13 protein-coding genes are annotated in these 13,171 nt (G+C 69.3%); 11 read left to right on the plus strand and 2 right to left on the minus strand.

Annotated features, from left to right (window positions below):
• Window positions 1-23 precede the first annotated feature (23 nt).
• The 5 genes from murF to DEU37_RS08200 are packed head-to-tail and all read left to right on the plus strand — an operon-like array spanning window position 24 to window position 6,455.
• On the plus strand, window positions 24-1,436 hold the full coding sequence (gene murF / locus DEU37_RS08180) for a UDP-N-acetylmuramoyl-tripeptide--D-alanyl-D-alanine ligase (RefSeq protein ID WP_121190146.1): 1,413 nt from the start codon (window positions 24-26) through the stop codon (window positions 1,434-1,436).
• Window positions 1,433-2,542 carry a phospho-N-acetylmuramoyl-pentapeptide-transferase gene (gene mraY / locus DEU37_RS08185; RefSeq protein WP_121190147.1) on the plus strand — a complete coding sequence of 370 codons (1,110 nt, stop codon included), beginning with the start codon at window positions 1,433-1,435 and terminating at the stop codon, window positions 2,540-2,542. Before murF ends, mraY begins: the two co-directional genes overlap by 4 nt.
• The gene (gene murD, locus DEU37_RS08190; RefSeq protein WP_121190149.1) at window positions 2,524-4,125 is read left to right on the plus strand and encodes a UDP-N-acetylmuramoyl-L-alanine--D-glutamate ligase; all 1,602 of its coding nucleotides are present in this window, start codon (window positions 2,524-2,526) and stop codon (window positions 4,123-4,125) included. The genes mraY and murD overlap by 19 nt, the downstream gene beginning before the upstream one ends.
• On the plus strand, window positions 4,088-5,347 hold the full coding sequence (ftsW, locus tag DEU37_RS08195; RefSeq protein WP_121190151.1) for a putative lipid II flippase FtsW: 1,260 nt from the start codon (window positions 4,088-4,090) through the stop codon (window positions 5,345-5,347). Before murD ends, ftsW begins: the two co-directional genes overlap by 38 nt.
• A gap of 10 nt (window positions 5,348-5,357) precedes the next feature.
• The gene (locus DEU37_RS08200) at window positions 5,358-6,455 is read left to right on the plus strand and encodes a glycosyltransferase (protein WP_121190153.1); all 1,098 of its coding nucleotides are present in this window, start codon (window positions 5,358-5,360) and stop codon (window positions 6,453-6,455) included.
• A gap of 85 nt (window positions 6,456-6,540) precedes the next feature.
• Here the strand turns inward: DEU37_RS08200 and DEU37_RS08205 are convergent, their stop codons facing one another.
• Window positions 6,541-6,909 carry a GntR family transcriptional regulator gene (locus DEU37_RS08205; protein WP_121190155.1) on the minus strand — a complete coding sequence of 123 codons (369 nt, stop codon included), beginning with the start codon at window positions 6,907-6,909 and terminating at the stop codon, window positions 6,541-6,543.
• Entirely contained in the window at window positions 6,906-7,805 is a 900-nt protein-coding gene (locus DEU37_RS08210) for a hypothetical protein (RefSeq protein ID WP_121190156.1), read from the minus strand. Before DEU37_RS08210 ends, DEU37_RS08205 begins: the two co-directional genes overlap by 4 nt.
• A gap of 123 nt (window positions 7,806-7,928) precedes the next feature.
• Between DEU37_RS08210 and murC the strand changes: the two genes are divergently transcribed.
• The 6 genes from murC (at window position 7,929) to DEU37_RS08240 (ending at window position 13,138) form a co-directional block, all read left to right on the plus strand.
• Window positions 7,929-9,335: a UDP-N-acetylmuramate--L-alanine ligase gene (gene murC / locus DEU37_RS08215; protein WP_121190157.1), complete on the plus strand. Its 1,407-nt coding sequence runs from the start codon at window positions 7,929-7,931 to the stop codon at window positions 9,333-9,335.
• Window positions 9,336-9,338: 3 nt separating this feature from the next.
• Window positions 9,339-10,340 (plus strand): FtsQ-type POTRA domain-containing protein, encoded by a 1,002-nt coding sequence (locus tag DEU37_RS08220; RefSeq protein ID WP_121190159.1) that lies wholly within the window; start codon window positions 9,339-9,341, stop codon window positions 10,338-10,340.
• A 161-nt stretch (window positions 10,341-10,501) separates the two neighbouring features.
• Entirely contained in the window at window positions 10,502-11,647 is a 1,146-nt protein-coding gene (gene ftsZ, locus DEU37_RS08225) for a cell division protein FtsZ (RefSeq protein ID WP_121190161.1), read from the plus strand.
• A complete protein-coding gene (locus DEU37_RS08230) occupies window positions 11,644-12,333 on the plus strand; it encodes a YggS family pyridoxal phosphate-dependent enzyme (protein ID WP_005049147.1) in 690 nt (229 codons plus the stop codon). The genes ftsZ and DEU37_RS08230 overlap by 4 nt, the downstream gene beginning before the upstream one ends.
• A 32-nt stretch (window positions 12,334-12,365) precedes the next feature.
• The gene (locus DEU37_RS08235; protein ID WP_005049149.1) at window positions 12,366-12,833 is read left to right on the plus strand and encodes a cell division protein SepF; all 468 of its coding nucleotides are present in this window, start codon (window positions 12,366-12,368) and stop codon (window positions 12,831-12,833) included.
• Between the two features lie 2 nt (window positions 12,834-12,835).
• Window positions 12,836-13,138: a YggT family protein gene (locus DEU37_RS08240; RefSeq protein WP_061681675.1), complete on the plus strand. Its 303-nt coding sequence runs from the start codon at window positions 12,836-12,838 to the stop codon at window positions 13,136-13,138.
• Window positions 13,139-13,171 lie beyond the last annotated feature (33 nt).

Here is a 13,171-nt window from a genome sequence, read left to right on the forward strand (position 1 = left end):
ACCGCGCGTGAGGAACGAACCCTATGATCCGGATGACCCTCGCCGAGGTCGCCGCCGCAGTGGCGGGCACCCTGCACCCGGCCCCCCACGACACCCCTGACACCGTCGTCGACGGCAACGTCGACACCGACTCGCGCGAGATCGGCGCCGGCGATATCTTCGTCGCCAAGCCCGGAGAGGTCACCGACGGCCACAACTTCGTGGCCGGAGCCGTCGCCTCCGGCGCCGTCCTCGCGATCGTCGAGCGACGCGTGGAGGCGCAGGTCAGTCAGATCGTCGTCGCGGACGCCGTCGCCGCCCTGTCCGACCTCGCGCGCACGGTGGTCGCCGCCGTGCGCGATCGCGGGAGTCTCAAGATCGTCGGCATCACCGGGTCCAACGGCAAGACCACCACGAAGAACATGCTCGCCCGCATTCTGGAGGGAGAGGGCGAGACCGTCGCCCCGCGCGGCTCTTTCAACAACGAGGTCGGCGCGCCCCTGACGATGCTGCGGGTCGGGGAGGACACCCGCTTCCTGGTCAGCGAGTTCGGCGCATCCGGCCCCGGAGAGATCGCGAAGCTCGCCGGACTGGTCACCCCCGACGTCGGCGTCGTCCTCATGGTGGGACTGGCCCACGCGGGAGGCTTCGGCGGCGTCGAGGCGACGCTGAAGGCGAAGACCGAACTCGTTCAGGCGGTGCGCCCCGGCGGGATCGCCGTGCTCAACCGCGATGACGCGCGTGTCGCCACGATGGCCGACGTCGCGGCATCCCGCGGTGTGGACGTGCGGTGGTTCGGGAGGGGATCCGCCGCCGATGTGCGCGCCGAGGACGTCGAGGTCACGGCCGCCGGCACGACGTGCACCATCGTGGCCCCCGAGGGGCGGTGGCCGCTGCGGCTGCGTGTCCTCGGGGAACATCACGTCATGAACGCGCTGGCCGCGTTGACCGCCGCGCGCGAGCTCGGGGTCGCTCTCGACGCGGCGATCGCACGGTTGGAGACGCTCGAGATCGCCGAACGCTGGCGGATGCAGCCGATGGGCTCGGAGCGGGTTCGCATCATCAACGACGCGTACAACGCGAGCCCCGACTCGATGGCCGCGGCCCTGCGTACGCTCGCACAGATCGCCGGCCCGGGCGAGCGCAAGGTCGCCGTGCTGGGAGCGATGAGCGAGCTCGGCGAGCTCGCCGGCGAGGAGCACGACCGCGTCGGCCTGCTCGCGGTGCGTCTGCGCATCGAACGCATCGTCGTCGTCGGCCGCGACGCCCGCCGTCTGTACCTCGCCGCCATCGGCGAGGGCTCGTGGGACGGCGAAGCCGTCTTCTTCGAGACGTCCGACGACGCGTTCGAGTATCTTCGCGGTGAGCTCCGCGACGGCGACCGAGTGCTCGTGAAATCGTCCAACTCCGCGGGCCTGCGGCACCTCGGCGATCGTCTGGGAGAATCGTTCTCGTGAGATCACTGCTGGCGGCTGCGACGATCTCGCTCGCGTTCACCCTCTTTCTCACGCCGCTGTTCATCCGGCTTTTCGAGAAGCTCGGCTGGGGTCAGGTCATCCGCACCCCCGAGAACGCGCACAATCCCAGCCATCAGACGAAGCGCGGAACACCCACCATGGGCGGCATCGTCTTCATCGTGGGCTCGATCGTCGGGTACTTCGTCGGAACGCTCACCGGGGGAGCACCGCCGTCGATCTCGGGTCTGCTCGTCATCTGGATGATGGTCGGGTTCGGCGTCGTCGGTTTCATCGACGACTTCATGAAGGTGCGCCAGCAGCGCAGCCTCGGTCTGTCGGGGTGGCGCAAGATCGTCGGCCAGGTGATCGTGGCGGTTCCCTTCGGCATCATGGCGCTGAACTTCCCCGACGCGCGCGGTGAGACGCCGGCCTCGCCCTACGTCTCCTTCTTCCGGGACATCCCGATGCTGTCGTTCTTCGCCCTGGGCGCGGTGGTCGGCTGGATCGTCTACCTCATCTGGATCACGTTCATCTCGGTGGCGTGGTCGAACTCGACCAACCTCACCGACGGCCTCGACGGCCTCGCCACCGGATCCGGCATCTTCACCGTCTCCGCGCTGAGCCTCGTGACCTTCTGGCAGTTCCAGCAGCGCTGCGCGAGCGAGGCGCTCGTGACCGCGTACGTGGGCGGGTGCTATCCGACGCCCGACCCGATGGACCTCACGATCGTCGCGGCATCCTTCGTGGGCGCGCTCGTGGGCTTCCTCTGGTGGAACGCGCCGAAGGCGAAGATCTTCATGGGGGACGTCGGCTCGATGGCCATCGGCGGTGTGATCGCCGCGATGGCGATCCTCTCGCGTGCCGAGCTGCTCTCCGTCATCATCGCCGGCGTCTTCATCATCGGCCCGGGGTCGGTGATCCTGCAGCGCATCTACTTCAAGGCCACCGGCGGCAAGCGCCTCTTCCTCATGAGCCCGTTCCACCATCACCTCGAGATGCGCGGCTGGCCAGAGATCACGATCGTCGTGCGCATGTGGATCATCGCCGGCATGCTCGCGGTGACCGGCGTCGCCCTCTTCTACGTCGAATGGCTGTCGGCACTGTGACGGGTATGCGCGACCTCGATGCCCTCCGCAGCTGGCATGCCGACTGGCGTGGACTGCGCGTCGCCGTGCTCGGTCTGTCGATGACCGGATTCTCCGTCGCCGACACCCTCGCGGAGCTCGGCGCGGACGTCCTCGTGCTCAGCGAGACGGCGAGCGAGGAGTACGCGCGACTTCTGCCCGTGATCGGCGCGCGTCTGCACCTGGGAGCGCTGAGCGCCGTTCCGGACGAGCTCGTCGACTTCGACCCCGAGGTGGTCGTGGCCTCGCCCGGCTTCGCGCCCCACCATCCGGTCATCGCCTGGACCCGCGAGCGGGGGACGGCCCTCTGGGGGGATATCGAGCTCGCCTGGCGCGTCCGCGACAAGGTGCTGCGCGCCGATGGCACGCCCGCGGATTGGGTGCTGATCACCGGCACCAACGGCAAGACGACGACGACCCAGCTCACCGCGACGATGCTGGTGGCCGGCGGGCTGCGTGCCGCACCGTGCGGCAACATCGGCGTGCCGATCTTGGACGCCGTGCGTGACCCGAGCGGGTTCGACGTGCTCGTCGTCGAGGTCTCCAGTCATCAGCTCTGGTATCTCTCGCTCCAGCAGGGATCGGAGCCGGTGTCGCCGTTCGCGAGCGTATGTCTGAACCTCGCCGACGATCACCTGCAGTGGCATGGATCGTTCGCCGCGTACCGCGATGCGAAGGCGATCGTCTACCAGCACACGCGCGTCGCGTGCGTCTACAACAAGTCCGACATCGCAACCCGCGTCATGGTCGAAGAAGCCGATGTCGTTGACGGATGCCGCGCGATCGGTTTCGATCTCGGGGTGCCGGGGCCGAGCGATCTCGGGATCGTCGACGGCATCGTCGTCGATCGCGCCTTCCTGGAGGATCGGCGCACCAGTGCGCTCGAGATCACGACGCTGGACGATCTCGCCGTGCAGGGGCTGATCGCGCCGCACATCGTCGCCAACATCCTCGCCGCATCCGCGCTGGCTCGCTCGCTCGATGTGGCCCCCGCGCGCATTGCGGAGGCTCTCGGCAGCTTCCGGCTCGACGCCCACCGCATCGAGGTCATCGCCACCGCAAACGGCATCACCTGGATCGACGACTCCAAGGCGACCAACCCGCACGCGGCCGCGTCGTCGCTGGCGGCGTTCCCGGGAGCGGTCTGGGTCGTCGGCGGCGACATGAAGGGCGTGGACATCGGCGAACTGGTCGCCGCGCGCGGCCCGAGCGTGAAGGCCGTCATCGTCATCGGGGTCGAACGCACACCGATCACCGACGCGTTCGCGCGACACGCGCCGGCCATTCCCGTCTTCGAAGTGGACCACGCTCAGACTGAAGACGTCATGGCAGACGTGGTCGCTGCGGCGGCACGGATCGCCCGTGACGGTGACGTGGTCCTCCTCGCCCCCGCTGCGGCATCCTTCGACCAATTCGACTCGTATGCCGACCGCGGCCGGCGATTCGCGATGGCCGTGCGGGAATGGACGTCCTCGTCCGCCTCGCAGACACCGAACGAGAACGGCGCGACAGACACAGGGGGAGCCGATGACCACGACGACCCCGCCGACCCGTCCCGCCGCTGACGGGCCGGACGACGCCGGGACGGCGGGCTTCGCAGCGCGCGTCTCCTTGGGCCGCGTGTTCGCCCCCGTCTCGAGCGAGTTCCTGCTCGTCGCCTCCACCGCGCTGCTGTTGACCGGCTTCGGGCTCATGATGGTCCTCTCCGCGACGATGGCCTCCGCCATGGCCGCCGGCCAGAGCCCCTTCGAGGTGGTCATCAAGCAAGCCATCTTCGCCGTGATCGGCATCCCGTTGATGTTCATCGCGAGCAGGCTGCCGGTCACGTTCTGGAAGCGGATCGCATGGCCGGCGCTCATCGCGGCCACCTGTTTCCAGATGCTCGTCTTCGTTCCCGGCCTCGGGGTTGCGAACGACGGCAACCAGAACTGGATCCAGATCGGCGGGATCCAGGCTCAGCCCTCCGAGTTCCTCAAGCTGGCCCTCGCGCTCTGGCTCGGCTACGTGCTGTTTCGCAAGCAGACGCTGCTCGGGTCCTGGACGCACGTGTTCATCCCCGTCGTGCCCGTCGGCGGTCTCGTGATCGGACTGGTCGCGGTCGGCAGCGAAGACCTCGGTACCGGCATGATCTTGATGGCGATCCTGCTGGGCTGCCTGTTCTTCTCCGGCGTCAAGCTGCGGATCTTCATCATTCCGCTCATCGTCGTGGTGGTCTCCGCCGTGTTCTTCGCGGTGACCAACTCGAACCGCATGGCGCGCATCATGAGCAGCTTCGTCAACTTCGACTCGATGGACTGCTACAACGCGGCTGTCGGTGACTGCTATCAGGCGGTGCACGGAGTGTGGGCCCTCGCCAACGGGGGGCTCTTCGGACTGGGGCTGGGAAACTCGCGCGAGAAGTACGGCTGGCTGCCGGCGCGGTCCAACGACTACATCTTCGCGATCCTCGGTGAGGAGCTGGGACTGGTCGGCTGCGCCGTCGTGCTCCTGCTGTTCACGGTGTTCGCGATCGCCGCCTTCCAGATCATCCGCAAGACCCGCGACCCCTTCGTCCGCATCGTCACGGGCGGCATCATCGTCTGGATCGTCGGGCAGGCTCTCGTCAACATCGGGGTCGTCCTGCGCCTGCTGCCGGTGCTGGGCGTGCCGCTGCCGTTCATGTCGCAGGGCGGCACCTCACTGCTATCGGTCCTGTTCGCGTGTGGTGTGCTCCTGTCTTTCGCGCGGACGATTCCCGTCGGCCCGTCCACGGCGATCGCCGCCGAGCCACTTCCCCGCCGCCGGTAGGCTCTCTCGGGTGACGACCCCGGCTTCCTCGACGACGTATCTCCTCGCCGGCGGCGGCACCGCCGGACATGTGAACCCGCTCCTGGCGGTCGCCGACGGGTTGCGGGCGCGGGACGCCGCGGCATCCGTGCTCGTCCTCGGCACTCGTGAGGGTCTCGAAGCACGTCTGGTGCCCGAACGCGGGTACGAGCTGTTGATCGTCGACAAGGTCCCCTTTCCGCGGCGGCCGAACCTCGCCGCGCTGCGGTTCCCGCTGGCGTGGCGTCGTGCCGTCGGGCAGGTGCGACGGCACATCCGCGATCATCACGTCGATGTGGTCGCCGGGTTCGGCGGCTACGCGTCGGCTCCCGCGTACGTGGCCGCCCGCCGCGAGGGGGTGCCGTACGTCGTGCACGAGGCGAATGCGCGCCCGGGGTTGGCGAACATCTTGGGCGCCCGCCGCGCGGCGGGCGTGGGAGCGGCGTTCCCCGACACCCCGCTGCGCGGCGCCCAGACGGTCGGTATGCCGTTGCGCGCGGAGATCGTCGAGCTCGATCGCACGACGATGCGCGACGAGGCGGCGCGCTTCTTCGGCCTCGACCCGGCACGTCCCGTGCTCCTCGTGTTCGGCGGATCGTTGGGCGCGCGCCGGCTCAACGAGACGTTCGCCGCGGCATGGCCCGCGGTCATCGACGCCGGCTGGCAGCTGCTGCACGCCGCGGGGGAGCGCGACCCGATCGTCGACCCGGGACACCCCGACTACCGAATCGTTCCCTACCTCGACCGGATGGACCTCGCGCTGGCGCTGGCGGATCTCGTGGTCTCGCGCTCGGGCGCGGCCACCGTGAGCGAGGTGTCGGCTCTCGGCATCCCCGCGGTGTACGTGCCGTACGCCGTCGGCAACGGAGAACAGGCGCTCAACGCGCGCGGAGCCGTCGCCGCCGGCGCCGCACAGCTGATCGAGGATGCCGCGTTCAGCCCCGACCGCGTGCGTGAGCAGATCGTGCCGCTGCTGCGCGACGACGCGGCGCTGTCGGCGATGCGTGCCGCGGCGCAGGCGCGAACCGCCGCCGCGCGTGCCGGCACGGCCTCGGTGATCGCGATGCTGGATCGGGCGCTCGCGGGCTGAGCGGGTGTGGCGGGGCCGATCGGTTTCGTCCGTCCTGTTCTGTCGCTGCGCGTGCCGCACCGCGACAAGTGGGGACGGATGAGGCTCAGGGAACGGTGGGCGCGCTGTGCAACGCGGCGTGAACGAGCGCGAGAGCCTGCTCGGGATCGATGCGCAGCGTGCGGACCTGGTCGACGAAGCTCGCGGCGGCGCGCTGCGCTTCCCGGAGGGCCGCGTCACCCTGCGGGGCGACGAAGGTGCCGTTGCGCCCGCGTGTCTCGATGATGCCGGCAACCTCGAGCTCGCGGTAGGCGCGCGCGACGGTGCCGGGAGCAAGCCCCAGGTCCTCGGCCAGCCGGCGCACGGTCGGCAGACGGGTGCCGGGGGACAGTGCGCCGCTCGAGACGTCGTCGATGAGCTGGCGCCGCAGCTGCTCGAACGGGGGCACCGCGGATGCCGGGTCGATGACGATCATGCGAGGGAGCTTCCTGCGGGCACGTACGGAAGACGCGGGCGCGGACGCAGACGAGCGGGCAGCCCAGGGCTCGTCGTGGGAAAGACGAGCTGAAGGGCGAGCAGAGACCACACGATGATCTGCGACGCGAGGAAGCGGTTTCCGGTGATCGCCGTGACCACGAGCGCGGCGCTGATCACGCCGGGGGCCGCGCAGGCAATGCGGACACTGTGCAGGGTCGAGATTCGGAACAGATCGTCCCAGGCGAGCTCGATGGGGGTGGACGCCGGCTGCGCGCGTTCGAGCAGGATTCGCTCGAACCGGTGCACGAGGGGCACGCCGCTCACACCGAGCAGGCCGATGACGAGAGCCGCCACGGCGAGGCCGGGGGTGAACGAGGACGAGGGATGCAGGAGAAGCCACGAGGCCCCGATCGCTGCGCAGAGGGACAGGATCGCGGTCGCCAGCCAGAGCGCCCGGCGCGTCACCCCGAGGTAATCCGCGGAGGTGAGTGCCCGCGTTCGCGCGACGCGACGCGAGAGCGGGTCCGGAGCGAAGAGGTGCGCGCGAACGCCGACGGCCGCGCTGACCAGGGCGGAGACGGTCAGCATGATCGGCAACAGGAACGTGGTCGGGAAGTCGGGGTCCTTGCCGACCGGTGATAGCAGTCCCAGCGCCCCGAGTGCGACGCCGACCGCGGCACCGGTGGCAGCCGTGATCGCATCCTGGCGCAGGCGTGCGACGATCCGATCGGCGATCGGCGACTCCTGCAATGGCAGGTCGGCGTTCTCCGACCATCTGAGCGCTCGGCGTTCGCTGCGCGAGGGCAGGAGGGCCCACGCGAGGAAGCAGCCCGCGAGCACCCCACTGAGGGCGACGAGAACGATGTTCGTCGTCAGCGCGGTCTGCGGATCCATGACGCTTTTGTATCACCATTCGTATCAACATGTCCAGGCAAGGTGGTGGTCGCGCTCAAGCCCGTTCGTGCGCCGCGCGCCGCAGCATCCGCTCAGGCGGCCTCGACCTAGACTTGACGAGCCATGATTCGACCCGACCTGAGCCTGCCCATCCCCGAGGACATCACCGCCGCCCACTTCATCGGGATCGGTGGATCGGGCATGTCGGGACTCGCCGGCATGTTCCTCGATCGCGGCATCCGGGTCTCCGGCTCCGACCGCGCCGACAGCACCGCCCTCCGGGCTCTCGCCGCGCGGGGTGCGACCGTGCACGTCGGGCACGACGCGGCGAACCTTCCCGACGATGTCGACGCCGTGATCCATACGGGCGCCATCTGGCCGGAAAACCCGGAGTTCCTTCTCGCGAAGGAGCGCGGCCTGCACGTCATCCATCGCTCCCAGGCGCTGTACTGGCTGATCGGAGGGCGCCGACTCGTGAGCGTGGCCGGTGCGCACGGCAAGACGACGTCCACCGGCATGCTCGTGACGGCCCTGCGTGCGCTCGGGACGGCGCCGACGTTCGTGAACGGGGGAGTCATCGCCGATCTCGGCGTCTCCAGCGGCACGGGCGGCGACGAGCTGTTCATCATCGAAGCCGACGAGTCCGACGGAACGTTCCTGCTGTACGACACGTCTGTCGCGCTGATCACCAACGTCGATCCCGATCACCTCGACCACTGGGAGTCGCGTGACGCCTTCTACGACGGCTTCGTCCGCTTCGGCGACGCGGCACGAGAGGCCGTCGTCATCTCTGCCGACGACTCCGGCGCTCGCTGGGTCGCTCAGGCTCTTCGCCATGAGCGGATCGTGACGTTCGGGGAGGATGCCGCCGCCGACGTCCGTCTGAGCGACATCGTGACCGAAGGTCCCGTCTCCTTCGCGCTCACGCACGACGGCGAGACGGTGACCGGGCGGCTCGCCGTTCCGGGCGCCCACAACGCGGTCAACGCGGCGGGGGCCGTCGCGGTGCTGCTCACGCTCGGATACGCGCTCGAGCCCGCCCTGCGTGCCGTGGAGGGGTTCGGCGGCACGGTGCGACGCTTCGAGCTCCACGGTGTCCAGCGCGGCGTGAGCGTCTACGACGACTACGCGCACCACCCCACCGAGGTGGCCGCCGCGCTGGCTGCGGCGCGCAGTGTCGTCGGCGACGGTCGCATCATCGCCATCCAGCAGCCCCACACCTACTCGCGCACACAGGAGATGTACCGCGAGTTCGCCGATGTGCTCGAGTCCTTCGCTGACCACACCGTCATGCTCGACGTCTACGGGGCGCGCGAGGACCCGGTGCCCGGCGTGACGGGGGAGCTCGTAAGCGGAGCCTTCCGCGATCCCTCCAAGGTGCACTACGTGGCCGACTGGCAGGAGGCGGCCGAGTACACCGCGACCGTCGCGCGGGAGGGTGATTACGTCATCACGCTCGGATGCGGCAACGTCTACCAGATCATCCCGCAGGTGCTCGAGGCGCTGTCGACGCCGACGGCGGAGGCATAGTCCATGCGTCGGCCGACGCCGCTCCCGGCGCCGGATCAGGGTCCGGCCGATCGCGACCCGGCGCCGGATCGCGGCGTCGAGCCGCCCGTGCGTCAGGTCGGTCCGCCCCGCCGGGCGGAAGCTCCCGTCGAGGAGGACATCGCGGACCGCGACGATCATCTCACCGCCCCGCTGATGCCCCTCTGGGTGTCCTCGCCGCCCCGCATCGATGAGCCGGCGGATATCCCGGTCGGTGAGGAGGAAGCGCCCGTCGGCGTGCGCGAGGTGTGGGCGGCCGCACGGGCGAGACGCCGCGCGTTGCGCGCCGAGGTGCGGCGGTTCACCGCGCGCCAGCGTCGGCGGCGAATGACGTGGATCGTCGCGGGCTCGGCGCTCCTTCTGCTCGTGCTGGGTACCCTCGGGGTCGCGTACAGCCCGCTCTTCGCGGTGCAGCAGATCACCGTCGTCGGCACATCGACGCTGGATCCCGCGTCCGTCGAGACCGCGCTGGACGGGCAGCTGGGCACTCCGCTGCCGCTGGTCGACTCCTCCGCCGTCAAGGCCGCTCTCGTGAAGTTCCCGCTCGTGGAGTCGTACTCACTGGAAGCGCGCCCGCCCCACGAGCTCGTGGTGCGCATCGTGGAGCGCACTCCGATCGGGTCCATCCAGACTCCCGCCGGCTTCACTCTGGTGGATGCCGCGGGTGTCGCCCTGTCGACCGCGCCCCAGCCGGCCGCAGGGCATCCCGTGCTCACCGTGACCGGCGGGCTCTCCTCACCCGCCTTCACCGCCGTCGGAACGGTCTTCCGAGCCCTCCCGGGCGACATCCGGGCTCAGGTCACCGCGATCGCGGCGACCTCTCCCAATGACGTCACCCTCACTCTCGGCTCCGGCGGAACCACGGTGGTCTGGGGCAACGCCGATGACTCGCCGCTGAAGGCCAAGAATCTCGCCGCGATCATGACGGCGCGCCCCGGGGCGCGCAGCTACGACGTGTCGTCGCCGAGCACGATCGTCGTTCGGTAGCACTCGACACGCTTTTCTGCGCGACACGCCCCCAGCCTCTCGGTTCGCGGGAGGGCTGCCGCATACCTTCAATCAAGGAATTGCATACTGAGCAATTCTTTAAACCTCAACTAGAGGTTCAAGGTTTAGCAGTCAGGGTTCGGGACACAATGGAGGCCGGCATGAGCCAGAACCAGAACTACCTCGCGGTGATCAAAGTCGTGGGTGTGGGTGGCGGCGGCGTGAACGCCGTCAATCGGATGATCGAGCTCGGACTGCGGGGTGTCGAGTTCATCGCGGTGAACACCGACGCTCAGGCTCTGCTGATGAGCGACGCGGACGTCAAGCTCGACGTGGGTCGTGAGCTCACTCGCGGGCTCGGCGCCGGCGCCGATCCCGAGGTGGGCCGTCGCGCCGCCGAGGATCACGCGGAGGAGATCGAGGAAGCCCTCGCGGGCGCCGACATGGTCTTCGTCACCGCGGGCGAGGGCGGCGGCACGGGAACCGGCGGCGCACCCGTCGTCGCACGCATCGCGAAGTCGATCGGCGCGCTGACCATCGGTGTCGTCACCAAGCCCTTCAGCTTCGAGGGACGCCGCCGGCAGAGCCAGGCCGAGGCGGGCGTCGCGAAGCTCAAGGAAGAGGTCGACACCCTCATCGTCGTGCCCAACGACCGACTGCTGGAGATCAGCGACCGCGGCATCTCCATGATCGAGGCCTTCGCCACCGCCGACCAGGTGCTGCTCGCGGGTGTTCAGGGCATCACCGACCTGATCACCACGCCGGGTCTGATCAACCTCGACTTCGCCGACGTCAAGAGCGTCATGCAGGGCGCCGGCTCCGCCCTCATGGGCATCGGGTCTGCGCGCGGTGCCGACCGGGCCATCAAGGCCGCGGAGCTCGCGGTCGAGTCCCCCCTGCTGGAAGCGTCCATCGAAGGGGCGCACGGCGTTCTGCTGTCGATCCAGGGTGGGTCCAATCTGGGCATCTTCGAGATCAACGACGCCGCACAGCTCGTCAAGGAGGCTGCGCACCCCGAGGCCAACATCATCTTCGGTACCGTCATCGACGACACGCTCGGCGACGAGGTGCGTGTCACCGTGATCGCGGCGGGATTCGACGGCGGCGAGCCCCAGACGCGCATCGAGCCGATCACCGCGGCGCGCCCGGCCACGCCCCTGGTGCCGGCGGTGCCCGCGGAGGAGGCCGCCCGGGAGGGTGCGGCGACCGAAGAGAAGCAGGCGGTCACCGTGTCGGCGCCCGTCGCGGAGTCGTACGACTCCGTCTACGGCGACGACGACCTGGACATTCCCGACTTCCTGAAGTGACCACGCTGGCCGAACGCCTCACCGCCCTGGACGCCCGCATCGCGGACGCGGCCAGGGCGGTCGGTCGCGACCCGGGAGAGCTGACGCGCATCGTCGTCACCAAGTTCCATCCCGCGCGCCTGGTCGTCGACCTCGCCGCGCTCGGCGTGCACGATGTCGGCGAGAGCCGACAGCAGGAGCTGACCGCCAAACGCGGCGAGACGACCGACGCTGTGAGCGATGTGCGGTGGCACTTCATCGGGCAGCTGCAGACCAAGAAGGCGAAGGCGGTACGCGCGGCATCCGACTGCGTGCACTCCGTCGACCGCGATCGCGTCGCCGACGCCCTGCATGCCGCCGATCCCGAGGGCAGTCCTCTCGACGTGTTCCTCCAGGTCAATCTCACGGACGATCCCGCCCGTGGGGGAGCGGCCCCGAGCGAGGTCGAGGCCCTGGCGACGCACATCGCCGCGCGGTGCGCGTCGCTGCGCCTTCGCGGCGTCATGGCCGTCGCTCCGCTCGCGGCGGCGCCCGCGGAGGCGTTCGAGCGTCTCGCCGGCGCGGCGGCGACGGTACGTCGCGTCGTTCCGGATGCCGCGTGGATGTCGGCGGGGATGTCGGGCGATTTCGCCGAAGCGATCGCCGCCGGCGCGACACACCTGCGGATCGGCACCGCAATCACGGGACCGCGCCCTGACCGCGGCTAGCCTCAGAACAGACGAGCAAACGGAGGAATGCGATGTCGAACCCGCTCAAGAAGACCATGGTGTACCTGGGCCTCGCCGATGAGGAAGAGGTCTACGAAGAGCCCGCTGCCGAGACGCCTGCTCGCCGTGAGCGCTCGAGCGAGCGCCCGATCGAGAAGGCGGCCCCTGTGACCCCGCTTCACCGTCCCGCCGTCGTGCGTCAGCCCACTGCAGGCACCGTCAGCGAGATTCTCACGGTGCACCCCAAGCAGTACCGCGACGCGCAGATCATCGCGGAGAACTTCCGCGACGGCATCCCGGTCATCATCAACCTCTCGCAGATGAGCGATGCCGACGCGCGGCGCCTCATCGACTTCGCGAGTGGGCTGTCGCTCGGCCTGTACGGTCGCATCGAGCGCGTGACGAGCAAGGTGTTCCTCCTCTCGCCCGAGAACGTCGCGATCTCCGGTGACGGCACGGTGGCTCAGGCCGACCCTGAGTCCGCGCCCTTCACCCAGTAGTCGTGGAGTTCGTGCGCCTGGCGGCATTCGTCGTCGACGTCCTTCTCCTGCTCTACATCCTCGTGCTGCTGGCGAGACTCGTTCTCGAGTACATCCCGATGTTCAACCGCCAGTGGCGTCCGCGGGGATTCGGTCTCGTCTTCGCCGAGGCCGTCTTCACCCTCACCGATCCGCCGCTACGGTTCTTCCGCCGGCTGATTCCTCCGTTGCGGATCGGCCCTATCGCCCTCGACCTCGGTTTTCCGGTGACGATGTTGGCCTGCTTCGTGCTGCTGACGATCGTCCGCGTCATCGAGCGTCTCTAGCCCCCCGTCGCACGCCCCACCACCGCCGACTAC

This window comes from Microbacterium sp. AG790 (genome assembly GCF_003634765.1).
GTDB lineage: Bacteria > Actinomycetota > Actinomycetes > Actinomycetales > Microbacteriaceae > Microbacterium.